Here is a 25988-nt window from a genome sequence, read left to right on the forward strand (position 1 = left end):
CTCATAATCCGAATTCCCCCTGGGCGCTGGCAAGGAATACGGCCTCCGGCTCGGCCAGATGATGCGCAATCTCAATCTCTTGTATCTTCTTGTCCGGATGGGCCAGCACGTCAGACACGATATCCTGCAGGTATGCGGCAAAACGGTCGATCGTATCGCGCTGAAACAAACGGGTGCTGTATTCGAACTTGAATGCCAGCCGGTCTCGGTCCTCTTCCGCGATGAGCGACAAGTCGAAATGGGACGCGTCGTGAATGAACGGGAATGGCTTCAGCATCAAGCCGGGAATTCTCATCTCCGGATTCTGCATATTCTGCAAGGCGAACACGACATCAAAAATCGGATTGCGCCCCAGTTCGCGTTCCCTTCCCGCCTGCTGCACCATTTCCTCAAATTGAAAATCCTGATGAGCGAAGGCGTCCAGCGTCGTCGAACGGACGGCTTGAAGCAGATCGCGGAAGCTCATCTTTTCCTGCAGCCGGTTGCGCAGCGGAAGCATGTTGACGAACTTGCCGATAATAAGCTGCAGCGCTTGCTGCTTGCGGCCGACTACCGGCGTCCCGACCACGATGTCATCCTGCCCGCACACTTTGGCCAGCAGCAGGTTGAAGATGGCGAGCAAGGCCATGAACAACGTCACGTCTTCCTTCAGGCAGAGCGACTTCAAGGCTTGGGTCCGCTCTGCATCCAGCTCGAACGGAACGAGGCTGCCGGCGAAGCTTCTCGTGTCCGGACGGGGATAGTCCGTGCGCAACGACAGCCGCGGAGCGTCCTTCAGCCGCTCCAACCAGAACGCTCCCTGCCGTTTCATCTCGTCCGTGTCCATCATCCGGTTTTGCCATTCGGAAAAATCTTTGTATTGCAGCGGCAGCTCTGGCAAGTCCCGTCCGGCATACAGGGCCAGGAAGTCGTTAACGAATATATCCTGCGACAAGCCGTCGGAGACGATATGGTGCAGATCCACCATCAACACGTGCCGCTCTTCCCCGAGCTTGATCAGTCCGGCGCGCATCAGCGGCGCCCGGGTCAAGTCAAAGGAACGCACGAATGTCGCCACTGCAGCACGAATCCGGTCATCCGCGATCTCCTCGCCGTCAAGGCTGTCGAGCGGCGTGACGGAGGCGCTGTAGTCCTCGTATTCCAGCTCGATCGCGACGGCTTCGTTAATTTTCTGCATCGGCTTGCCGTTAACGAGTTCGAACGATGTGCGCAGGCTTTCATGGTGCTCGACCAGCTGCCGCAGCGCCGCTTCCAAGCGGGTCCGGTTCAGCCGTCCTTCCAAGACGCCCGCGACGATTTCGTTATATCCCGTATGCCCCTGCTCCATCTGCTGAATCAAATAGAGACGCTTCTGCGCCGAGGACAGCTCGTAATAGTCCTTCGCCTCGGCCGGTTCGATGTCGTGATAAGCGCTCCGTTCCGCCCCGTCGATATAAGCGGACAACTGCTGAATCGTTGGCATATTGAAAAAAACGGGCAGGCCGATCTCGACACTCAGCTCTTTGTGAATCGCGGAGACGACCGTAATCGCTTTGAGCGAGTCGCCGCCCAGCTCGAAAAAGTCGTCCTGCACGCCGATCCGGTCGATGCGGAAAAACTGCTCCCACATTCCGCACAGCTTCCGCTCCGTCTCCGTGGCGGGAGCCACATATTCGCCGGACAGCGCCGGCCGGGAGTAATAGGCGCCCTCTCCTTGCCGGAATGCTTCCGGCTCCTCGTGCTGCCCCTCCCGTCTTACCCACTTGTCGATCCGTGCGCCCAGATCGCCGGTCGATATGACGATCTGGCTCATGTCCCGCACAGACAGCAAGCGCCGCAGCAGCTCGACTCCCTCGGCGGGCGCAATGAGCAGCTCGGAAATCGAAGCGCCCGCTTGCCCGCGAATCGTCTGATCCGTCTCCAACTGCCAGCCGTCCCAGTTGACGCTCGTCCACGGAATGCGCTGGCGGCGGTTGCGATCATGCACAAAGGCGTCCATGAAATGGTTCGCGGCCGCGTAGGCGGAAAAGCCCAAGCCGCCGAGCATCGGAGACAGCGATGATGCGAGCAGGCAGAAATCCAGCTCCTTGCCTGCCAGCACCTGCTCCAGGACGAGCAGGCCATACATTTTCGCCCGGAAATGCTGCTCGCATAACGGTTCGTCCGTCTCCTCCAGCATCCGGAAGGCGACATCCCCCGTCATCCCGGCCGCGTGAATGACCCCGTTCAATGGGCCGAACGCCGCCTCAGCCTGCCTGATGATCGTCTCCATTTGTTCTTGATCGGCGGCGTCCGCGGACAGCACGAGCACTTCCGCCCCCTGGGCTTCGAGCTGGCGCAGCTTGCCAATCTGGACGCTGACGGCATCTTCCTTCCCATGGGCAGACAGCCATGTATCCCACTCCTCGCGGGGCGGGAACGGGGAACGGCTGGTGAGCGCCAGCTTCGCCTGTACGCTTCTGGCCAGATAACCGCCAAGCGTGTGGCCAATATATCCTAGCCCGCCCGTAATCAAATAGACGCCGCCTTGACGGAGCCCGTGCGTCTGAGCCTCGGGTTCGCTTATTGTGAACGGCTCATAGTCGAGCACCCACCGCGCGTTGTCGCGATAGGCTACCGCCAATTCGGTTCCGGCAGCGCCGAATTCGTCCAGCAGGCGGACGATCAGCCTTTCCCGCTGCCAGCTCCCCGCTTCCGGCAATACGATATCGATGCTGCGGCACTGAATGTGCGGAAGCTCCTGCGGAATCACCCGGCACGGGCCGAGCACCGTCGCCTTCTCCGGATACAGGACGGGCTCGCCGGCGATAGCATGCATGCTGTCGGTTACGACCCACATGCGTATTTCTTCCCGGGCCTGCTGCTGTTTCAATGCTTTGGCCGTGTACAGCACGCTGTAGAACCCGAGATCCTGTGCGGTCCGTGTCCACTGCTGGTTCGAACCGGACGGCGCGGATACGCCCCAGGCATGCAGCATTCGGTTCGGCAGCCGCCCGTCTGCTTGCAATTCGGAGAACAGCTTCGCGTAATGCCGCTCGTTCCGCGGGTCAACCGTATATTGCATCGCCCCTTCTTGCCCATACCTCTCTCCTGCCCGTACTATAACGACTTGGGCTCCTCGTTCGGAGAGATGCTTGACAAGGTCTGCGGCCAATCCCGCGCCGTCGGCGAAGACAAGCCAATTTCCGGCCACGTCTCCCTTCACGCTGGTTCGGGCAGCGTCTTCCTTCCAGCTTGCGGCGGCGTCTCCTTTCCGGCTTGCGGCGGCGGGCGATTTCTTCCATGTCGGCACATAGAACCAGTCGGACATGTCGGCCTGCTTGCCCATCTGTCCGCTTGCTGGCCGTCCCTTGCTCCGGCCCGTTCCCGGCGCCGCCAGCGCGCCTCCCGAAGCTTGAGGCCAATAGCGCTCCCGGGCGAACGGATAGGACGGCAAGGAGACAATGGCGCGGGCTTCCCCATGGAACGCTTGCCAATCGATGGACTGGCCGTGCAGCCACAGCCTGCCGATCCGGTTGACCAACAAGGCGCTGTCCGATCCGCCGCGCTGGGCCGGACGCACAAGGTTGAGAGCCTGTTGTTCGCGGCCGCTGCCGAGATGCCGGCGCGCGAGCAGCGTTAAGTCATGGCCGGGACCGATCTCGACGAACAGTCTGCGCGGCTCTTGAACCAGCAGCGCCATGCCGTCGGCAAAGCGGACCGTATCCGTCAAGTGCCGAATCCAATAATCCGGGTCAGCCGCTTCTTCCGCGGTGATCCAGGTGCCCGTGGTCGTGGAGACATACGGTATGGCAGGAGGACGCAGGCGCACTTGGCGCACGGCGGCGGCGAACGGTGCCTTCACCGCGTGCAGCAGCGAAGAATGTCCTGCCGTCGCTACCGGCAATCTCATGCACATGATTTTCTCCGCCTTCATTCTGTGCTCGAACGCGGCGATCTCTTCCTCCGAGCCCGACACAATGCACGACGGTCCGTTCACAACGGCCAGCGACAGGCTGCCGTCAAGACGGAGCCTTACCTCCTGCTCGGGCAATGGCACGCTGAGCATCGCACCCGCCGGCACCTGCTGCATCAGCTCCCCGCGCAAGATGATGAGCCGCATCGCATCCTCGAGCGACATGACATCCGCGAGACAGGCGGCGGTAAATTCGCCGAAGCTGTAGCCGATCATCGCTTGCGGCTTCACTCCCCACGCCATGACAAGCCGGGCCAGCGCGTATTCAAACATGAACATCACCGGTTGGATATGCTTCGTCTGATTCAGTTGAAGGGCTGCCGCTTCCGCATCCGCGGACGGGTACAAGATCTCCTTCATATCGCGGCCGGCAATGTCCCGGTACAGACGGAAGCAGCGATCCATTTCTGCGCGGAACACCAGCTCGTCCCGGTATAAGTCCGCTCCCATATTGATGTATTGCGAGCCTTGCCCGGAGAACATGAACACGACTGCACTGCCCCCATCATCCGCGGTGAAGGTGACTACTTTCCGTTCATCGAAGCTGTTCCTGCCTTCAGCCGGCGTCAACGCCTCAATCGCTTCCTCGATCGTGTCGCAGGACAGGACGCGCCGATACTTGAAATGCCTGCGGCCGCTCTGCAGCGTGTACGCGACATCCGCGAGACGGAGCTCGCGGCGCTCCTGAAGATAGGCGCCCAGGTTGGCCGTCATCGTATCCAGCGCAGCCGGCGTCCGGGCCGACAGCGCCAGCAGTTGGCTCGACCGTCCCGCCCCTGCCGCTTCGTGCGCAGGAGCTTCCTCCATAATGACGTGGGCATTCGTCCCTCCGATGCCGAAGGAGCTCACCCCGGCCCGCAGCGGCCCCGCGGCGTTCCGCCATTCGGCGAGCGCCGTATTCACGACGAACGGGCTGTTGGCGAAATCGATGTTCGGATTCGGCGTCTCAAAATGAAGACTGGGCGGAATCCGCTTATGATGAAGCGCCAAAGCCGTCTTCATCAAGCCGGCTACGCCCGCTGCGGCGTCCAGATGGCCGATGTTCGTTTTGACGGAGCCAATGCGGCAAAAGCCGGTTCTATCCGTCTGGAATGCCTTCGTCAGCGCTTCGATCTCGATCGGATCGCCCAGCAGCGTTCCCGATCCGTGCGCCTCCACGTACGTGATGCTGTCCGCCGGAACTTGCGCCGCTGCCAGCGCTCTCTTAATGACGTCCATCTGGCCCTCGACGCTCGGCGCCGTATAACCGACCTTGCGGCTGCCGTCATTGTTAATGGCCGATCCCTTGATGACCGCATAGATCCGGTCTCCGTCCTTCTTCGCGGCCTCCAGCGGCTTGAGAGCGACGAAGCCGACGCCGTCTCCGCCTATCGTCCCTTTCGCTTTGGCATCGAAGGTGCGGCAATGCCCGTCCGGCGACTTCACCATGCCTTCCTGATACAGGTATCCCGATTTATGAGGAAGCACGATGGATGCGCCGCCGGCCAGGGCCAGATCGCAATCGCCGCTGAGGATGGACTGGCACGCCACATGGACGGCCACTAGCGAGGTGGAGCAAGCCGTCTGCAAACTAATCGCGGGCCCGGTCAAATTCAGCTTGTGGGAAATGCGGGTGCTGACGGTATAGGTATCGTTCAGCGAATCCACCTCGAACATGTCCGACAAGTTCCCGTGCAATCGATCGGACAGCTGCGACAACCAATGGAAGTTGTTCGTCACGCCGGCAAACAGGCCAATGGATCCGCCGCAGCGTTCCGGATTGCAGCCCGCATCCTCCAAGGCATGCCAAGCGCATTCATGCATCAGCCGGACCTGCGGATCCATAATGGCGGCCTGATCGGGAGTATAGCCGAAGAAGGCCGGATCGAAGTGATCCATCTCATCCAGCACGCCCTTCGCCTTGACGAATTCCGGCCGCTGCAAAAGATCGCGGTCAAAGCCGTACTCGGCCAGCTCATCATCCGTAAAGAACGAGATCGACTCCTGTCCCTGCTGCAGGTTGCTCCAGAATTCGGCGATGCTGCGCGCGCCGGGAAATCTGCCGGCCATCCCGATGACCGCGATGTCGCGGCTGCCTTCATTCCCTGGCCGTGCCGAACCGGCGGCAGGTTGGGAATGCGGCTCATCCTCACGGCTTGCCGCGGCCTGCTCGCTGGCCCGATCCCGTGTCCCGTTCGCTTCCCCCGCCAAATGGGCCGCCAACTCATGCACGGTCGGGTATTGGAACAGCGTGACGATAGGCACTTCACGCTTCAACAGCCTTTGCAGCTTGCTCTGGAGCTGAATCAGATTGATGGAGTTGCCTCCGACTTCAAAGTATTTATCGTGGATGCTTACGCCTTCCAGCTCCAGCACGGCCTTCCACGCTTCCGCAATGAGCCGTTCCAGCTCTGTCCGCGGCAATGCCGCATCCCGGGCGGAACGGACACGCTCCGCAGGCGCGGGCAGCGCCTTGCGGTCAAGCTTCCCGTTCGGCGTAAGCGGAATGCGCTCCAGCGGAACGAAATGGGACGGGATCATATAATCTGGCGATTTAGCGGCCAGATAATCCCGCAGCTCGGACACCGGAGCCTGCCCGGAAGCAACCACATACGCGCATAATTCGGTGTGGCCGCTCCGCTGCAGAGCCGTTACCACCGCTTCCTGAATCGATGGATGCCGGAGGAGCATCGACTCGATTTCACCGATCTCGATGCGGTGGCCGCGAATCTTGACCTGCTGATCGATCCGTCCCATATATTCAAGGCTTCCGTCCTCCTGCCAACGGGCCATATCCCCCGTCCGGTACATGACGCCCCCGGGACGGAAAGGATCCAGCACGAATTTCTCCGCTGTCAGCTCAGGCTGGTTCAGGTAGCCGAGCGCCACCCCGTCCCCGCCCACGAGCAGTTCGCCGGGAACGCCTATCGGCAGCAGGCTATCGCGGCGGTCCACAATATAGGCCGTGGAGTTGCTAATCGGCGGGCCAATCGGAATATGCTCGGCATACTCGCGATCGATGCGGAAGCAGGTCGAAATGACCGTATTCTCGGTCGGACCGTACGCGTTCCACATCGTCAGCCCCGGGCATGCCTGCCGGACCGCTTCGATGTGCTTCGGCGACAAGACATCGCCGCCGACAATAAGATGCCGCAAGCCGGCGAACATCTGCGGCCGCTGCTGCGCCAACTGGTTGAAGAGCGCCGGCGTCAGCAGGGCGACCGATATGTTCCGCGATCGCAAAAAGGCATCCAGTCTGGTGCTGTCAAGCAGTGTATGCTTGTCCGCAATGTGCAGGCTTCCCCCGTTCAACAGTGCCCCGAATACCTCGAACGTGAGAGCATCGAAGCCGATGGCCCCTGCCTGAAGCACGCAGTCGCCCGCCTCCACCTGCACGTAATTCGTATTGCGGACCAGCCGCACGACATTGCGGTGGCCGACCGCCACGCCCTTGGGCGTACCGGTCGACCCTGAGGTGTACATCACGCAGGCCGGGTGCTCCGGCCCGTTCACCGCTGGCATGTCGGTTGCTTCGCCACAACCAAGCAGCGCTTCGTTCAACAGCCATACGTTCGTCTGTTCCGGCACAAGCGACTCAAGACCGGAAGAAGCCAGTACTGTGCCTACCTTCCCATCTTGCAGCATATAGGCGATCCGTTCGGCCGGATGAGCAGAGTCAAGCGGTAAATAGACGCCTCCCGCTTTGAGAATCCCGAAAATGCCAGCGATCATTTCGGTGGAGCGATTCGCCATCAATCCGACAACTTGGCCGCGTTCCACTCCATCCGCCCGCAGCGCGCGGGCAATCCGGTTGGCTTGTTCATTGAGCTCCCGGTAGGTGCAGGATCTCTGTTCATCCGTGACGGCCGTGCCTTCAGGCGCTAGCCGGACCTGTTCCTCGAACAATTCGTGAATGGTCTTCTCACGGGGATAGCTGGCGGTTGTCAGATTGAAATGCCGAATTTGTTCCCGTTCTTCCGCGGTAAGGATGCCGATATCCTGCAGTCTCGTCTCGTGGTAGGCCGTAACTTGGGTAGAGGTTTGAATGATTTGCTCGATGATGTAGAGGTACTGACAAGCCAGCTTGGCCACCGTGTCGGATCGATGCGCCTGCTCGTTATAAGCGAATGTCATCTCCAATTCCTCGGCCACCGTAATGCGGACGGTCAGATCGAACTCGGTTTCTTCTTCAATATGATGGGAAGCAATCGCAAGCGGGCCCTCGGCGCTGGTAACCGCCTTATCCAAAGGATAGTTCTCCACCACCAACAGCGAATCGAACGGGACGCCTTCCGCCCGCATCCCGCCGTATCCCTTAATGTCCGTCAAGGAGGTGCCCGCATGCTCCTCATGCGCTTGAATGGAACGATTCACATCGGCGAGGAGATCGGGCAGGCCATGTTCGGGATCGGCCTTCAGGCGGAGCGGCAGCGTGTTGATGAACAAGCCGGCCATATCCTCCATTCCGGAAATGCTTGTGTTGCGCCCGGATACGGTAATCCCGAACAATACGTCATCACTATTCGTATAATGCTGGAGCAAAATGCCCCAGGCGGTATAGAAAAGCGCCGCTTGCGTCACTTGCGCTGTCCGCGCAAACCGGTGCAGGTCCGCAACATAAGTCCCGCTTCGCTTTTCCGTATGCACGGCGATAGACGCCTTTTCCGGGCTTGCTCCGCCTCTCGATACCGGAATCGGCTTGGCCTCCAGCTCATGCAGATACCGGCTCCAGTAGCTCGCTTGCTTCTTCTTGTCCTGCTGCTGCAGCAAGGCGACGAACTGCTTGAACGGCGGCTTGCGCCGCAGCTCCGGCTTCTTCCCTTGTGCCAGCATGCGATAGGCGTTCAGCCACTCCTTCAACAGAATGCCAGTGCTCCATCCGTCCAACAAAATATGATGGAAGCTGATGAGCAGCGTATGCTTCCGTCCGGTCTGCTTGCATAGCGTCAGCCGGAACGGCACCTGATCCAGCTTGAACTTCTCCTGTCTGTCGGCGGCAATCCGCGCCGCGATCTGGCGCGCCCGGGCCTCCTCGTCCAGTTCGGAATCGTTCTCGTAACGAATGACGGGCCGATGGTGCTTCAGCACAATTTGTACGGGCTGGTTCACCTCTTCCCACCGGAACATGGTACGCAGCGCCTCGTTCGCCTGAACGACGCATGCCCACGAGTGTTCGAATAACGAGGTGTCGATGTCACCGCTGATGCCCAATTCAATCAGCTCTACATACTGCGTCGTATCCGGATCCTTCAAATATTGGAGCAGCATGCCTGACTGCATCGGGGTTAAGGCCAAAATATTTTCAACATTGCTTTTGTCTAGTTTTTGCGGCTCCTGCACGCCTTCACGCCTCCCTTCCCGCTTGAACTGCCCCCTGCTTCTTCACCGCGTACTTCCGCAGGCCGTATTGGGCAATGACCTGTTGTTGAATCTGGCTCGTGCCCTCGATAATTTCAAGCACCTTCGCTTCGCGGAACAACCGTTCTGCCGGGTAATCGCTGCGGCAACCGTTGCCGCCATGAATTTGCACGGTGTCGTTCGTCACTTCCACCGCAATTTTCGATGTAAAATACTTGGCGATCGTCGTCTGGTGGATTGCGTCCTCCGCCCCGTTACGGCGCAGTTCCCCCGCGCTGAGACAGAGCGATCGTGCGGCATGAACCTTGGTGACCGCATCCCCTATCATCCCTTTGACCAACTGGAAATGGTGCAGCTTCTCGCCGAATTGCGACCGCGACCGCGCATACGTCACCATCTCCTCCAGTGCTTCCGCCGCGATGGCCGCCCCCGCCCATGCAATGCTGTAGCGGCCATGATCAAGAGCCGTGGAGACGACATAGGTAAAGCCTCCTCCGACGTTGCCGAGCACGTTGTCAGCCGGAACCTCCACTTCATCGAACTGAATCTCGGCGATATGGACCGCGCGGTTGCCAAGCATGCCGCCCATCGGGATGACGCGCACCCCCTCGCGCTCGCGCTCGACGATGAATGATGTGATGTGTCCGGCCGAATCTGCGGCGATGACGACAAAAAAATCGGCGATTGCCGCAAACGATATCCATTTCTTGCTGCCGTTCAATATGTACCGCGCGCCCTCTTTCCGGTAAGTCGTCTGCACGCTTTTGGCATCCGAGCCCACTAGCGGCTCGGACAGGGCAAACGCCCCCAGCTTCTCCGCCCGCGCCATCTGCGGCAGCCAGAGCTGCTTCTGCGCCTCGGTGCCGAACCTCAGCATCGTCTCTCCCAGCAGCGAGGTTTGCACGGTCAGCAGCGCCCTCGTGTTGCTGCACGCTTTGCCGATCTGCTCCGTCAGCAGTCCATATGCCACCGGATCCAGCCCCAAGCCGCCGTACTCCTCCGGCCAACTGGCCGCCAAATACCCGCGCTCGCCCATCTTGGCAATCAGGCTGCGAGGGAGCTCCCCGCTGGCATCAATCTCTCCGGCTAGCGGCCGAATCTCCCGGGCAGCGAACTGTCTAGCCTCCTCTACGACTTGAGCGGCAGACGAGCATGTATGAGCATTCATCCCTTATACCTCCTGCATATGCTTTGCGATGAGACGGACGATGTTGTTGAGTGTGCTGAAATTGGCGATATCCAAATCCTCGTTCCCGACTGTAATCCCGAACTCTTGCTCGATATAGCCAAGCAGCTTCATTGCGAATAAAGAATTGACAAAGCCCATTTGAAAAATATTATCATCGTCGGAGAAGACGGCCTCATCCTCGAATACAACCAGATTGCTTTCAATGAACTCGCGAATTTTTTGCTTGATTTCCACCGCGTTTACCCCTTTCTCCCTGCAACCGTCACCTTCACCTCAATGTAAGGCGGGAACGGTTGAATTTGGTTCAACTCATTTTTGAATAAAATATTTCCCTGGCCGTCGTTGGAGACTTCGACAAAATTGGCGAACCGGTACGTGACATACATCATCTTGTTGCGATCGGTCTGTTTGAAGTCTGCCAGCAGCGTTTTCCCTTCCATTTTGGCCTGCTGCATAATATAGGTCAGCATGACAGTGCCCACGCCACGCGACATCACCCTGCAGGACATAAGCAGCAGCTTCAAATGCCAGCAGTTCTCCTTCAACTCGATGAGAGCGAGACCGATCTTGCCGTAGGATCCGTATTTATCCGTCAGCTCGCACACCAGCAGCATATAGTCCGGAGACTGTCTGATCCTGTCCAACTCCTCGTAGCTGTAGGTATAGCCCGTCGCATTCAACTGATTGGTGCGGACGGTCAGTTCCTCCGCCCGCTTCAAGTCCTCCTCCCTGGCCTCGCTGATGACGAAGCGCATGCCGAGCGATTTCAGGAACGCATCCTGGGGACCTGAAAACTCCTCTTCTTCCTGCTTGCGCTGCATATCCTCGATATACATGGCGCGGCGGCGCTTCGAGTCTTCCGTGATGAAGCGGGGGTTCAGACGCGGATGCTCAAGCAGCGTGCCGTAATCGGCCGCATCTATGCAGGCCACTTCCGGATGGACGCTTTGCACCTCGTCGCGTTCGAAGGGCTGATCGTCAATGAACAGAATCGTGTCCTTGCCGATGTTCAAGTTGCCGCATATTTTCTCTACCGAGGCCGACTTGGCATTCCAGTTGATTTCCGGATACAGGAAATACGATTCAACGCCGAATTCCCGCAGCTTGCTCATCGCGTGCTCCGCATCGTTCCTGCTCGCAATCGAATGCAGGATGCCCCGCGAGTCCAGCTCCGCCAGAATCTCCCGGATGCGCGGCTTCAGCGCGACCTCGCCCGACTCCAGCAAAATGCCGTCCCACATCGTATGGTCGAGGTCCCATACGACGCACTTCACTTCCTTGACCTTTTCCGCGGCCTTGTCCATCGCCTTTTCCTCCCTACTTGTCATAATCGAAAAATCCTTTTCCCGATTTTTTGCCCAAATATCCGGCATCCACCATCTTCACGAGCAGCGGGCAGGGCCGGAACTTCGGATCCTTGTAGCTGTCATACAGCACGAGCAGCGAGTTCAGGATCGTATCCAGGCCAATCAGATCGCAGGTGGCAAGCGGCCCCATTTTGTGACCGAAGCCAAGGCGGAAAATTTTATCTACATCCTGCGGCTCGGCTACCCCATCCTGAACCGCCCATACGCATTCGTTAATCGTCAGCATAAGGACGCGGTTCGTCACGAAGCCGGGAAAATCGTTGACGACGACGGGGACTTTATCGAACGAACGCAAAAACTGTTCCCCGCAAGCCACGGTCTCATCCGACGTATGCTCTCCCCGAATGACTTCCACGAGTTCCTTCATCGGGACCGGGTTCATGAAATGCATGCCGATGACCTTGTCCGGTCTGGGCATCAACGCGCCTACCTTCGTAATGGAGATGCAGCTCGTATTGACAGCGAAGCACGCATCGATACCGCATACCTCCGCCAGTTCCGTGTACACCGTCTTCTTCCGCTCCCAATCTTCCGTAATGTTCTCGATTACGAACTGGACGCGCCCGAAGCCGTCATAGCTCGTCGTGAACGTAATCCGGTCGAGCACATCTTCCAAGGCAAGCTGCTTCGCCTGGGGCTTGACCATTTTCAACAGCCGGAAATCGGTTCGTATCTTCTCCTGCGCCCGCCGCACGGCGTCCTCGCTGATATCTTTCAGCACCACCTCGTATCCATAGCAAGCGAGATCCAGGGCGACATCGCTTCCCATTACACCTGCTCCGACGACTCCAACGGTTTGTATCATGGTTCACGGCTCCTTTTTTGCGGACATCTGAAATTGTGGACTGCATAATGCCTCATTGATGAGCGACACCACCTGAACAATATGTTCATTTATAAAAAAGTGGCCTCCCTCGAATTCATAAAAACGACAAGCCCGGCTGCCATATCTGGACCACTCCGACAGGTCATAGCCGGCGGTGGCCCTATCTTCTGTGCCGCTCAGTACGGACATATTGCAGTGAATCTGATCCGGCTTATCCTCAAAGCGGTGCGTCTCGACCAACTCCAAGTCTCTGCGCAGCACCGGCAAAAACAGCCGCAGGAGATCTTCCCGCTCGAGGAGCTCTCCCTCGGTTCCTCCCAACCGCTTGAGTTCCTCACGCAGCCTGTCGTCAGACAGCGAATGGAGGATGTTGATCTTCTGGGCATGGGGAGGATAGGTTCCCGATACGAAAAGATGAACCGGTTCCCGCCCCCTTCTCCGCTTGATGGCATGCGTCAGTTCGTAAGCGACAAGCGCTCCCATGCTGTGACCGAAGAAAGCGAAGTCGGAACCGTCCAATTGCCGCTCCAGGCATCCGCATAAATCGTCGATCATTTCATCCAGGCTGCCGTAATGGGGCTCAGCCAATCTTTTTCCCCGGCCGGCCGGCTCAAGCGGATGCAATTCAATGCCGTCGCGCAGGTAACGTTTCCACCGCATGTAGATGGTAGCGGAACCGCCGGCATGGGGCAGGCAAAACAGCTTGCATTTCATTTACTTCACCTCCTCAGCGTGGATGGGCAGGGGCGGACGCCTCACCTTGGGCAACAGCCAGACCGCGACAAAGAACAGGAAGGCGATTCCAACGGCAAGGTAGAACGCGTAGATGAACCAGATGACGCTGACGGGACTCCATACCGCAGCTACATCGAGCGGCAAGCCCGCCAAAACCTTGTCAAGCAGCTTCCCGATTCCCTGGAAGCATGCGCCCGCTATCACAATTGCGGTGCCGAGGACGAAGAGCCGCCTTCCCCGCGGCGGGATGAAGGCGCGCCGCTTGCGGCGCAATTGGAGCGGGATGCGAATCGCAGCCGCTGCCGTAACGGTTAGGCTGACGGCAATGATCGCCAGCCCAACCATGGCTATCCTGTCGAGCTGCGGGTAGAAGTCGGCCTGGGCAGGCGGCGGCTCCTGTTCCCGCAGCAAACTCATCAAGCCGGTGCCAATGTGAAACGTGTACGCGGAATTGATATTGGAAAGCACGCCTACGCCAAGCCGCTCCTGCGGCCGGATGATGACATACGACGAAAAGTTGGGGTTGGAGCCTTGGTGCGATAGTTCCTTCCCGCCGGCTGACACGAACCACCCCGCGGCATAGTAAGCGCCATTCTCATCGGGCCCCACGGTCGTATCGGGCCGGTGCGAGCGTTCGATTAGCGCCCGGTCACTTGCGGATATGCCGGCCGCTCCCAGCTGAAGCAGCAACCACCACCCGATATCGTCCGCATTGGAGATCAAGTAGCCGGCAGGCGTGTTCCCCCTATAATCGGGAGCCTCATACCGCCGCGGCGAACCGAACCCGATCTTGTATCCTGCGGCCAGCCGCTGCCGCTCGTTCAGCTGCGCCATCGGCGCGGTGTCATTCAATCCAAGCCGCTGCAGCATTCGGGACATATAGGCCTCATAAGACATGCCCGATACGTCCTGGATAACCAAGCCCAGAACATCATAATTAATGGTGGCATATTGATACTTGGTTCCCGGAACGGTATCCAGTTCGGTTCCCGACAGAGCCCGCACCGTGCGTTCCAGCGCCTGCTCTCCCGAATCCGCCGGAATCGACGCGATCGAGGAGAACGGCACCCCGCTCGTATGATGCAGCAGTTGGGCGATCGTCACCTTGGCCGGATCCCCTTCATAATTCAGTTGGAGCCACGGAAGGTAGCGGGTGACCGGGTCATCGAGCCGGAGCGATCCCTGCTGCTCCAGTTCCAGCAAGGCCAAGCCGGTAAACGCTTTGGAGGTCGAGCCCAATTGAAACAAGGTAGAGCTTGTTGCCGGAATTCCGGCCTCCCGATCGGCCAGCCCGAAGCCCTTCGCATAGACCACCTGATCTCCGCTCACGATGACAACCGCGGCGCCGGGACTGTGCGCCTTCTCCAACTCGGCCTCCACGAACCGCTCGATAGCGGCTTCGTCCGCAACCGGCCGCCCCGGCGGAGAAGGGGCTCCCTCTTCGGCGGCTAGCACTGCCGGACTGACAAGCAGCGCCGCAATAAATAGATAAACGGCAAACTTCTTCATCACGTTCCTTCTCCCCCTTATGAACTGAAGAGAACGTTCAGCTCGTCTTCGGTGAGCTTCACCGTCTCGAAGTCGGATGGCGTAAAGTCGGACTGCCCCGTCTCCGCGCACAGTCTAATTACTCCGACCAGCCGCTGCATCAGAGCGTCCATGAACGCCTCCATCGACTGCGGCTTGAACTTGGCCGTACTGTATGACATCCGGACTTGGAGTTGCTTATCAATCACGATGGCCACGACATCGGCCAAGCATGACAGCCGGTTGCTCGCACAGATGTCGCTTCCCGTGTCCTCATCTGTAATTTCCAGCACCGTGCTCTGCAGATGATTGTCGATCTCCCCCATGTAATTGAAGCGAAGCAAGCTCCTGCCTGTCTCCGGGATGCGGCCGGCGATGTATGACAAGATGCCATAATCAATTCCCTTGTTCGGAATAGAGCGAAGCTGTTCCTTGACGCTCTTGATGATGCCGGCAGGCTCTGTGCCGGGCAGGCGGAGGTTGACCGGATACATCGAAGTGAACCAGCCGACCGTTCTGGACACGTCCAGGCTGTCGAACAACTCCTCGCGCCCATGCCCCTCCAGCTCGATCGTGATGTTCTCCTTGCCGGTGAAGCCGCCAAGCGTCATGGCCAAGGAAGCGACCAGCAGATCGCTTGTCTGCGTGCGGAATCGAGCATTGGCCTCCCGCAGCAGCCGGTGCGTCTCTTCCTTGGACAATTCCCTGACCAATGTGCCGCATACGGCATGCCGATCGTCAGCTGCCGGGAAGTCGGCAGTCAAGCTGTCTTCCGCCTCGGTGGAGACCGACTGCCAGTATGCCAAATGCTCCAGCGCCCGCTCGCGGCTGTACGCTTCGATTGCGTCTGCCCACGCCTGGACGGAATGCGTTTTGTCCGGCAATGGCAGGCTCTGGCTACCGAGCAGCGATTGCAGCAGCCGATCGAGGTCCTCCAGCAAAATACGCCAAGATACCCCATCGACGACCAAATGATGCGCCGTCAGCAAAAGAGACTGTCCCTGTACGCCTTCATCAAATAAAAGCGATTTAAATAGCAGACCTTGTCCGAGCCGCATACTCGCTTTGAACGACTCGGCGCGCTGCTTCAACTCCGCGGGCCGTTCCTCCTCCGAATGGCAGACAAGATTGCAGCAGGCAATCTCCACGTCATCCCGCTCGACAGGCCGGTATGCCAGAATTCCGGCCGCTTCGTCAACCTGAAGCCTCAATGCGTCATGATGCTGGATTAGCGCGTATAACGCGTCTTGCAGCTGCGCTGCCGTGACCGGATGCTTGAGGCGAACGAGAATCGATTGGGCATAGTAGTGCGGGTTGCTCCATTGCTGGCGGAAAAACCAGGACGTGATCGGCAGCGGCTTAAGCGCCCCGGTGCACGGGCCTTGCGCAACCGGTTCAGACTGATTCATGTCCATCAGCGCGGCCAGCTCGTGGATAACCGGGTAGCTCAAAATCTGCTGCACCTTTAGCCTGTAGCCTGACGCGGTCACTCGCGACGCAATTTGGATCGCTTTGATCGAATCGCCACCCATATGATAAAAATTGTCGTGAACTCCGATATGATCCGCCTGCAGCACGTCCTTGAAAATATCCGTCAATAACGCTGCAACAGGACCGGATGCATCGGCATCGTTCTGTTCAGGCGCCTGCTCCGGAGCGGGCAAAAGCCGGCGATCGACTTTGCCGTTCGGCGTAAGCGGGAGTTGATCGAGCCGGACAAAATAGGCCGGAATCATGTAGGAAGGCAGTACCTCCGCCAGCTTCATCCGCAGTTCCAGAGCAGTGATCCGCCCCGCCGCAACGAAATAAGCGACGAGATGCTGCTGCCCGTCCTCCCCGGTCCAGTCCACCACGACCGCTTCTTCAATCGGGGCCAGGGCAAGCAGCTGATGCTCGATTTCCCCCATTTCAATGCGGTACCCTTTTATTTTCACCTGGTGATCGATTCGCCCCAGATACACGATATCGCCATGATGATGGCGCATGGCCAAGTCGCCGGTTCGGTACATTCTCTTGCCGGGCAGGAACGGGTTGTCCACAAAACGCTCCCGCGTCAGTTCCGGTCTATGCAAGTAGCCGCGGGCAACGCCGTCCCCGGAAATATATAGCTCGCCAATCGTTCCGTTCGGGACCGGTTCCAGCCTCTGATCGAGCAAATAAATTTGCACATTGTCAATCGGCTGCCCGATCGGTACCGATGATCCCTTGTCCCGTTCCGGATCGAACGGGTAAATCATGCAGCCGACCACCGTTTCGGTCGGTCCGTACTCGTTGTAAATAGCAATTCCGCCGCAGGCCTGTTCGTGAATGTGACGGGCGAGCGCGCACTTCAAATCCTCGCCGCCCACAATGAAGGTCCGGACGGCGGATGCGCTCAAATCGACGTCTTTGATCAGCGCCAGATGTGCCGGCGTCAGCTTGATGACCGTTGCCTTGTTGTCGCGTAAAATACGGTGAATAATGAATTCGTTCCCGCTGTCCTGATAGATTTCAATCCGATTGCCGCTAAGTAACGGCATAAAGATGGAAGTCACCGTCAAATCGAATGCAATTGAAGAATACAGGGCAACAACTTCGTCGGGAGCGCGAAGATATGTCTTACTGGCCCACCAGATATAGTTCACCAGGCCGCGGTGTTCGATCATCGTCCCTTTGGGGTTCCCCGTGGAGCCCGAGGTATAAATGATATAGACCAAATCGTCTGCCGCTCCCTGTGCTGGCAGATTGCTCCCGTCGGCTTCGTAGATCCGTTCGTCATCGAGGTCAATAACGGCGCCGTCATACGACAAGCGCTCCCATTCGCTGCCGTGCGTAAGCAGATGGGAAGCCCCGCTGTCCCGCAATATATATTCGATCCGTTCCTGCGGGTAATCGGGGTCAATCGGAAGATACGCGGCTCCCGCCTTGATGACCGCCCATATTCCGACCACGATCGAGAGCGAGTGCCGCCCCATGACGGCCGCTGGCGTATGCGGGCCAATCCCACTCTTCAGCAGCGTGCGGGCCAGCCGATTGGCCCGGGCGTTCAGTTCTTCATAGGTGAGTGTTTGCCCGTCGCAGGCGACGGCGATGCGGTCCGGTGTCCGTTCGACTTGTTCTTCGAACAGTTGCAATATCGTTGCGGACGCGGGATATTCACGCTCCGTCCGGTTGCAGGCGTACAGCAGCTCCGCGCGCTCCCCTGGCAGCAGCAGCTGCACATCGCGGATGGCGGCCTCCGGGCGGCTTACGACTTGATCCGCTATGTAAGCCAGACGGCGATACATCTCATCAATGTGCGAATCCGTATAATCGCCTGTTTTATAATCGAAATACAGCTCCAGCCCTTCATTCGCCGACCATTCGGTGACGATGAGCTGCAAAGGATACAATTGGTTGCCGTTATGCGCTTCGATTTGCTGCATTTTCCATCCGGGGCCGAAGCTCTGATCGAATGCGGTATTGTAATAGTTCACGCATACTTGAAATAATTGATCCAATCCTCGTTTGTGAAGCTGAAGGTCCTGCACGAGCAAGTTGTAAGGATATTTCTGATGGAAGTAACATTGGATGAGTTCATGATTGATGTTATGTAGGAACGTGGAGAATGGCGTATCGCGTTCGATGTCAGCCAGGAACGGCATCGTGCTGGTAAACATGCCGAATGTGCTTTTTTCCTTGGCTCCGGTGCGATTCAATACAGGTGTGCCTATCATGATGCGGTCTTGGTGAGTTGCTTTGTGGAGGTAAATGAGCATCGTTGCTACAAAAAAGGTGTTCAGCGAAATTCGATGCTCATGGACGAAGGAGCGAATGGCTTCTGAAGTGTGCGGGCTGATCAGGAATTTTTGACGTTTGCCTGTGGTGCCGCTTGCCGTCGTGTGCAAGGCAACAATGTCATGGACGCTCTCGAATTTTTGTTGCCAGTAGTGTTTATTTTTCGTGAAGCGGGAAGACGACAAATAGGCATGCTCTTGTTCGATGTAGTCTACATAGCTGGGCCGGTCTACCTGCTGACCTGCCTGCCCTTGCATCAACTGCGTATAAATTTGGTTGATGTGCGTGGTCATCAATTGAAAAGACCACCCGTCGGAAATGATATGATGGACTTTCGTCAGATATGCGCTTTCCGTCTCGCTAATTTTTACGAGGGTAAACTCATACAGAGATTCCCCGTCCAGCGGCAGCGGCTTGGCGAACTCCGCGCTGACCCAGGCATCGACATCGGTATCGGAGAAACGATCCGTGAAGTCGATGAACGGAAATGTTCGTCTTCGATACGCTGTGACGCTCTGCCACACCGCCTCGTCCCGTTCGATTAGCCGGATGCGGATGGCGTCGTTGTGCTTGACGAACAGATTGATCGCTTCCTCAAGCAACTGAAAATCAACAGGGCCGTAAATTTTGATAAGTCCTCCGATGTTGTGAATGCTCGTGCCCGGGTATATGTTTTCCACATACCAGATTCGCTTTTGCGGATGTGTTAACGGGTACAGCGTGGACTCTTCCAGGGAAATGACCTCCAATCGGTTAAGTTGCGGATGGTTGAGGAGCAAGTTCCAGCGCTTCTGCCACGGACTCCAATATCTGCTTTTCGCTGTCCTTAACGGAAGTCATCTCATTGATTCCTTGCTCCAGAATGGCATCGTCTCCGGTCAAGGCGTACTTCATCAGTACATGCCGCAGAGCAAAAGCTTGCTCCTCTATCGGCCGGAAGCACCCTGTAAATGCCGGTGGAAGAAGCTGGCGTTCGCTCAAATAGTCGATGCGCATTCTCATCGTTTTTTTATGCTCCCACAAAATGTGGATAGGCCGGATATCGCGTTTGCGCACCAGCGCCGGCATATTGCGAATTAATGCGGGATATACGTTGACGCCGAAGGCACGCTCCCATGGATCGGCCGTCCCCCGGTGGCGCCAGGAGACATCGCAGCCGGACAGATATTGTTCCAGCGATTCTTTGATGAATGCGGGATCGAGGCTGTAGCTTCCGGTTCTATTGAATTTGTACAAATAGATTTGCTCTTCGTAGCGGTCCGTCCATTCGAGATGCTGGAAGCCTTGCTCCAGTTCATGAAACGGCACGAGCGTCTTGCGGAACTGCATCTCCTCGTCATAGCCGAGCACGAAGAATACTCTCTTGCCGGCATCGTAACCATACACCAGAATATCGTGGGCGTAGTGTACCTGGCGATACACGCGTCTGCGGGGGATATAGAACTCGTCGACATAAAGAGAAATCGTGTAGCCGGAATTGATACTATTTACCAAAAATTCGACAATTCCTGGCTGTGAATCAAGCACGAATTCCCGCTCCAATTTTTGTGTAATCAGCCACGGACACCGCAGGAAATCCTCTCCGTAAAATGTCAGCGGCACGGATCGGGAAGCCCGTTCTTCTTCAAGATCCTGATGGCAATAAAGGTGAATGAAATTGTTGTAAAACCACGGCAAGGCCTCTTGGCGGGCGAGCGCCGTGCATAGGGGGTAGGCCACATACTGATACCCAACAATGGGCGGAATGATGAGCTCCAGTTCCTTGACACCCAAACCGGTAAGCCACCTCTCTCTTAAATTGAATATTATGTAAAAAAATGAAACATAATATAATTTTCTTCAATATCGTCGGTTTTCTACTTTTTTCATACGCAGAAATAATATTCCCATAGATGTTTATTCTTGTCAATATAGACTTAATATTTTAACATTTATTTCACATCATCTCTTGACGTTATTGTGTCCGTTGCGCCATAAACAAAAAGCCGGCGTCCTTGGCGGCACCGGCTTCACCCTGACCTGTTAAAATATTTTTTTCGCATCCCGCTGTTCCTTCAAAATCTCCACCGCTTCCCTGAACCGGAGCGAGTGGATGACTTCCCGTTCCCGCAAAAATTTCAGACCGTCCTGCAAATCGACATCATCCGTCATATCGATCAGCCATTGATACGTCGCCCGTGCCTTCTCCTCGGCAGCGATATCCTCGTACAAGTCGGCGATCGGATCGCCCTTCGCCTGAATATAGGTCGCCGTCCAGGGCACCCCGCCCGCATTTTCATAGAACAGCGCGCTGTCATGGGAGACATAATGCGCCCCGAGTCCGGCCGCTTCCAATTCATGCGGCGTCGCATCCTTGGTCAGCTTGTAGACCATGGTGGCAATCATTTCCAAGTGTGCGAATTCCTCCGTCCCGATATCGGTAAGCAAGCCGATGACCTTATCCGGAATCGAGTAGCGCTGATTCAAATAGCGAAGCGCCGCCGCCAGCTCCCCATCGGCGCCGCCGTACTGCTCCAGCAACAGCTTAGCCATGCGCGGATCGCATTTGCTGACGCGAACCGGATATTGAAGCTTCTTCTCATATACCCACAATGCCGCTTCCCTCCTAACATTGCTTCCCCGTCTTCCTCGAGACTTCCGTTACACCTGCCACGGCCACGGCGTGTCGGTCCAGGACCAAGGGCATTTCGAATAAAAGCCGCCGGCCTGCAGGGGGCCGAACCTCTCCTGGAAATGCCTCGCCACCTTCATTCGTTCATGAACATAGTGATTGAACTGCTGGATCGCCTGATTGTCTTCGGGATGCGTATCCAGATACAGATTCAGCTCGATCAGCACAAAATCGATTTCCTGCAGCTGCAGCAGGCTGTCATAGTACTCCTGAGTGCAGAACGGGTGCGTGCCATGTGTGCTCAAGCCGTTCCCTCCTCCCGTCTGCCCTTCGGCCGATAAGGACTGAATAATGCCGGCCACAGCGTTCCGCACCGCAGCGCCTGCGGTGGCGGGAATTGCGGCAAATTCGGGGGCTGAAACGTAATGAACAAGTTCGGCGGCACGACATAGGTCTTGTAGGGCAACGGCGGGCAAGGATCCCATGGCCCCCGGAACGGTATATAGAACCTTTCCTGCGAATGCGCTCCCGGCCCGCATGCGGACGGCATCGCTGCCGGCTCGGCCCAGCCACGCGCTTGCTCGTTCTCCATGATCCTCGGTAACCTCCTTTTTCAAACGGATAATTAAAAATAACGCTTCACTTCCTACTCATATGAGCTATCTGGAATGTCCCATGACATGAAAATAAGCCGCTCAGCAGCAATGTGTCTGCTGAACGGCTTGCCCGTTCATCGCTTCGTCATGGAATTATCGCCCTGCCGGAGCAGACGGTTGACCGTCTCGCGCCGCACCCCGATCAGCTGCCCGATCTCTTCTTGCGTCAGCATATCGGTAAGCGGGGTCTTGTTCGTCATGCTGTCCAGCCACCGGGTCAGCAGCGCGAGCCGCTCGGCGGGCGATCCGATCGTCAGATGATCGAGCCGCTGCTGCATGAAGCGAAGCTTCTCCTGGAGCAGCTTGGCGACTTCGAGCGCTTTCCCGGAATCATTCCGCAGCTCCTCATACCACGCCTCCGCTTCTATCCGCTCGACCGTGCCGGTTACCATAGCCGTCGCCGTCCCATGGCAATCCTTCGGGGAAATAAGGGAATGATGCGGCACCATCTCGCCCGGATACAATATATTGAACAGCACGATGTTCCCGTTCTCATGCAGCCGGGTCACTTTGAACAAGCCGCTCACAATCCGGTACAGATACGTGCCCGGATCGCCTTGGCGGAATAATATCTCCCCGCGATGCAGTGTAATCTTCATTCCTGTTCACTCCTTCTTCCATCCCGGCTCTTTCCTTTTCCTCTGTTCTTATTGTAAACCATTTTGACCCCTTTCACCATCATTTACCCATTGAAACCGGAATGTTTGTTCGCTATATTAGTTATAAAACAGAACACAGGTTCGTATAATGAGGTTATAATCATATCCGCGCTCCCCGTTCCCAATCCGGGGGGCCGCATGGATGGATGTTATCCAAGGAGGAACCCGGTATGACTTTATTGTCCGCGACAAGCGGGCCTCCGCCTCATGACGGGGAAGACGCCCTGCTGGTGAAGCAGTATACCCTTCAGACCCTTGTCCTCGACGTGCTTGAGCGCGATATTGGCCGCATTGCCGTCTCGGGGCTGAAGATGGGGGAAATTTATATCCAGGGGCTGCGCCTGGCGCAGGATGACGCCGCCTCCGATCTGTTCCGCATCCGGAAGCAGTTCCGGCACCGCGGGATTAAGATCGTGTCCGAGGAACGGCTGGAGCACGGCGTGCGCGTGCAATACGTGTGCCGGGGCTACCACCGCTCCTTCTACATGCTTCGCGGCCTGATCCGGGCCGAGGTGAAGAGCCTGCTGCAGCGCTACTTGCATATCTGTGACCCGGGGGAACCGGAGGGGGACGCAGACAGCTAAGCCGCATCCCAGGCGGCGGAACGGCATCCGTTCCGCCCCATAGCACAGCCCAGAGCGCAGCCCCATACCGCCGCTTATCGGAACGTAGCTCCGGCAAGCCAGCGGTATTGTTTGTATAAGCGCGAACCGCCATCCGATTCCATAAACTTCATTTGCATAGAGAATATATGTTCGGTATATAATTAACACGAATGCATGTTCTTATTTCAGATTCGATTGGTTGAGGTGGTTACATTGAGCGGAAGCAAGGAACGGATTATCTTTTTGGCGGACTGCCAAAGCTTCTATGCCAGCGTGGAAAAAGCGGAGCACCCGGAATATAAACATATGCCGCTCGTTGTGTCCGGGGATCCCGCGCGCCGATCGGGGATCATTCTCGCCGCTTGCCCGATAGCCAAAAGCTATGGAGTAACAACGGCGGAACGGCTTGGGGAAGCCCTGAACAAATGCCCCCGCCTGATCGTGATGCGCCCCCGCATGCAGCATTATATTGACGTCTCGCTGCTCATTACGCGAATCTATGAACAATTCACCGATCTCGTCGAAACGTTCAGCGTCGATGAGCAATTTCTCGATGTGACCGGCAGCCGGACGCTGTTCGGAGACCCTGTCACCATGGCCAGAGAGATTCAGCGCAGCGTGCTCGACCAGACCGGAGTATGGATCCGGATCGGGATCAGCTCCAATAAAATACTGGCCAAGATGGCAACGGATATATGGGCCAAGAAAAACAAAGAGGGCATCTTCGCCCTGACTCCCTCCGACATCGAGACGCTGCTGTGGTCTCAGCCGGTCAACAAAATGTTCGGTGTCGGCTCCCGCATGACGGCCCATTTTGCCCGCCTGGGCATGACGACTATCGGAGATATCGCCAGAACCCCGCTGCCGCAGCTCAAAGACAAGTTCCGCGCCCGCTTCGGCAAGCAGTCGGATATTCATGCCGAAGTGATGTGGCGCACCGCCAACGGCCTCGATGACAGCCCCGTCTCCCCGGATACGTTCCGTACGCCGCCGCAATCGGTCGGCCATATGATGACCTTGCCGCGGGACTACGCCTCGGAATCGGAAGTGAATACGATTCTGCTTGAGCTTACGGAGGACGTGTGCCGGGATTGCCGGCGCAAAGGATATATGGGCTCGGTGGTCACAGTCAGCTGCATGTGCAGCCCGTACGAAGCGCCGACCGGGTTCTCCCGCCAAATGACAATGCCGGATCCGACAAATAATACGAACAAAGTATTTGCAGCGGCCAAGCAGATTTTCTATACGTTCTGGAACCGCAGGCCGGTCCGCCGCGCCGGCATCACGTTAAGCAAGCTGGTGGACGATCAACTGTATCAGCTTACCTTGTTCGAGGATCAGGAAAAGACCAGAGCACTGGAGAAGGCTACGGACGGCATCAAGGAACGGTACGGCAATGCGGCGATCGTTCGCGCCTCCTCCCTGACCGACGCCGGTCAGGCAGCAGACCGGGCGGCCAAAATCGGGGGGCATTATAAATGAGCAAAAAACTCCAAAAAAACGGTTTGTGGGAATCGAGCAGAATGATGCTTCCCCAGCATAAGGAAGCCTTGTTGAATCGCCGCCTCGACCTCGATCAGCCCGCCCAGCCTGCTCCCCCTGTTCCGCCCTCCCCTCCGAAGCGGGAAGAGCTGGAGCTGATGAAAAATTATGTCATGCTCTCCCATTTGCAGACCATGGTGACCCGAAAAATCCGGGACATCGAGCGCTCCTCCGAAACGCTGAAGTCGCTCTATTCCCAGGCCGCCCAGATCCTCGCCCAGCATATTGACCGGGATTTATCCAAGGCAGGACGCGCCATGCTGGACAAGAACATCCATCTGTTCACAGGGGAGCATGACGGCCAGGCGATTACGTACCCGTATACATGCCGCGGCCATGAGGGCAGCTTCCTCATTACGCGGGAATATATGCGGGCCGATATGAGCAAGAGGCTGGGAAGATATACCGATCATCTGGTGGCGGCTCTCCGAAATTCCTCCATCCGGGCGTGACTGGGGACCGGCCGCGTCGAGGCCTAGCTGATCCGGGCGCGGTCATTGGAGGAGGCTGCGGCCATCGGGTATAATGAAATCGTTCTAGAAAAAGGGAGGGAGAAGCATGTGCGGGAGATATTCATTGACGGTGAGCTTGGAGGAGCTGCTCGCCTATTATGCGCTGGAGGAGGACGCGGCTGCGGCTCTGATCTCTTACGGGCCCCGCTTCAATATCGCTCCGGGCCAGCCCATCCCGGCCGTCATCCATGACGGCTCGAAGCTGAGAATCGGCCCGCTCCGCTGGGGGCTGATCCCCTCCTGGGCCAAGGACGAGAAGATCGGCTGGCGGACCATGAACGCCCGCGCCGAGACGCTGCGCAGCAAGCCGGCCTTCCGCCTTCCGTTCGAGCGCAAGCGCTGCCTCATTCCGGCGGACGGCTTCTACGAATGGAGAATGGAGCCGGACGGCGCGAAGCAGCCGATCCGGATCGTAAGACGGGACGGCGGCCTCTTCCAGTTCGCCGGCCTGTACGACACCTGGTTCGATGCCGAAGGGCGCAAGGTAAGCACCTGCACGATCATCACGACCGAACCGAACGAGCTGATGGCTCCGATACATGACCGGATGCCCGTCATCGTGCCGCCCGAGCAGATGACGATGTGGCTCGATCGCGGCACGACTGACACGCTGCGGCTGGAGCCGCTTCTGCGGCCCTGTCCGGCTGATGAGCTTCAAGCCTATCCGGTACACAAGCGGGTAGGCAATGCGAAGACGGATGATCCCGCTTGCATTGAGCCGCTCTCCTGACG

At 57.5% G+C, this 25988-nt stretch carries 17 protein-coding genes; 4 read left to right on the forward strand and 13 right to left on the reverse strand.

Translation table 11 applies throughout. The features are described from left to right. Position 1: 1 nt before the first annotated feature. The 13 genes from DQX05_RS03375 to DQX05_RS03435 form a co-directional block, all read right to left on the reverse strand. The gene (locus DQX05_RS03375) at positions 2–9253 is read right to left on the reverse strand and encodes a non-ribosomal peptide synthetase/type I polyketide synthase (protein ID WP_119790883.1); all 9252 of its coding nucleotides are present in this window, start codon (positions 9251–9253) and stop codon (positions 2–4) included. Between the two features lie 4 nt (positions 9254–9257). Then, positions 9258–10439, reverse strand: a complete 1182-nt coding sequence (locus tag DQX05_RS03380) for an acyl-CoA dehydrogenase family protein (RefSeq protein ID WP_119790885.1) — start codon at positions 10437–10439, stop codon at positions 9258–9260. Between the two features lie 3 nt (positions 10440–10442). Further along, positions 10443–10694 (reverse strand): acyl carrier protein, encoded by a 252-nt coding sequence (locus tag DQX05_RS03385; RefSeq protein ID WP_087442970.1) that lies wholly within the window; start codon positions 10692–10694, stop codon positions 10443–10445. A 5-nt stretch (positions 10695–10699) separates the two neighbouring features. After that, positions 10700–11764, reverse strand: coding sequence for an HAD-IIIC family phosphatase (locus tag DQX05_RS03390; protein WP_119790887.1), 1065 nt, complete (start codon positions 11762–11764; stop codon positions 10700–10702). A gap of 13 nt (positions 11765–11777) precedes the next feature. Beyond that, positions 11778–12632, reverse strand: a complete 855-nt coding sequence (locus tag DQX05_RS03395) for a 3-hydroxyacyl-CoA dehydrogenase family protein (protein WP_119790889.1) — start codon at positions 12630–12632, stop codon at positions 11778–11780. A 3-nt stretch (positions 12633–12635) separates the two neighbouring features. Continuing rightward, complete coding sequence (locus tag DQX05_RS03400) at positions 12636–13367, reverse strand: thioesterase II family protein (RefSeq protein ID WP_119790891.1); 732 nt, start codon at positions 13365–13367, stop codon at positions 12636–12638. Then, positions 13368–14897 (reverse strand): serine hydrolase domain-containing protein, encoded by a 1530-nt coding sequence (locus DQX05_RS03405; RefSeq protein WP_119790893.1) that lies wholly within the window; start codon positions 14895–14897, stop codon positions 13368–13370. A 17-nt stretch (positions 14898–14914) separates the two neighbouring features. Continuing rightward, positions 14915–19450 (reverse strand): non-ribosomal peptide synthetase, encoded by a 4536-nt coding sequence (locus DQX05_RS03410; protein WP_259391762.1) that lies wholly within the window; start codon positions 19448–19450, stop codon positions 14915–14917. Further along, a complete protein-coding gene (locus DQX05_RS03415) occupies positions 19425–20444 on the reverse strand; it encodes a cysteine peptidase family C39 domain-containing protein (protein WP_119790895.1) in 1020 nt (339 codons plus the stop codon). The genes DQX05_RS03410 and DQX05_RS03415 overlap by 26 nt, the downstream gene beginning before the upstream one ends. 249 nt (positions 20445–20693) lie before the next feature. Beyond that, positions 20694–21263, reverse strand: a complete 570-nt coding sequence (locus tag DQX05_RS03420) for a manganese catalase family protein (RefSeq protein ID WP_119790897.1) — start codon at positions 21261–21263, stop codon at positions 20694–20696. A gap of 48 nt (positions 21264–21311) precedes the next feature. Continuing rightward, the gene (locus DQX05_RS03425) at positions 21312–21587 is read right to left on the reverse strand and encodes a spore coat protein CotJB (RefSeq protein WP_087442962.1); all 276 of its coding nucleotides are present in this window, start codon (positions 21585–21587) and stop codon (positions 21312–21314) included. Continuing rightward, a complete protein-coding gene (locus DQX05_RS03430) occupies positions 21584–21832 on the reverse strand; it encodes a spore coat associated protein CotJA (protein ID WP_119791426.1) in 249 nt (82 codons plus the stop codon). Before DQX05_RS03430 ends, DQX05_RS03425 begins: the two co-directional genes overlap by 4 nt. A 180-nt stretch (positions 21833–22012) precedes the next feature. Beyond that, positions 22013–22537 (reverse strand): Crp/Fnr family transcriptional regulator, encoded by a 525-nt coding sequence (locus DQX05_RS03435; RefSeq protein WP_087442961.1) that lies wholly within the window; start codon positions 22535–22537, stop codon positions 22013–22015. Positions 22538–22767: 230 nt separating this feature from the next. Here DQX05_RS03435 and DQX05_RS03440 point away from each other — a divergent pair, with 230 nt between their 5' ends. The 4 genes from DQX05_RS03440 (at position 22768) to DQX05_RS03455 (ending at position 25986) form a co-directional block, all read left to right on the forward strand. Beyond that, positions 22768–23181, forward strand: a complete 414-nt coding sequence (locus tag DQX05_RS03440) for a YhjD family protein (RefSeq protein ID WP_119790899.1) — start codon at positions 22768–22770, stop codon at positions 23179–23181. A 195-nt stretch (positions 23182–23376) separates the two neighbouring features. Then, the gene (locus DQX05_RS03445; RefSeq protein WP_397334822.1) at positions 23377–24684 is read left to right on the forward strand and encodes a DNA polymerase IV; all 1308 of its coding nucleotides are present in this window, start codon (positions 23377–23379) and stop codon (positions 24682–24684) included. After that, entirely contained in the window at positions 24681–25196 is a 516-nt protein-coding gene (locus DQX05_RS03450) for a YhjD family protein (RefSeq protein ID WP_119790902.1), read from the forward strand. Before DQX05_RS03445 ends, DQX05_RS03450 begins: the two co-directional genes overlap by 4 nt. 106 nt (positions 25197–25302) lie before the next feature. After that, on the forward strand, positions 25303–25986 hold the full coding sequence (locus tag DQX05_RS03455) for an SOS response-associated peptidase (protein WP_119790904.1): 684 nt from the start codon (positions 25303–25305) through the stop codon (positions 25984–25986). Positions 25987–25988: the final 2 nt, after the last annotated feature.

This window comes from Paenibacillus thiaminolyticus, assembly GCF_003591545.1.
Lineage (GTDB): Bacteria > Bacillota > Bacilli > Paenibacillales > Paenibacillaceae > Paenibacillus_B > Paenibacillus_B thiaminolyticus_A.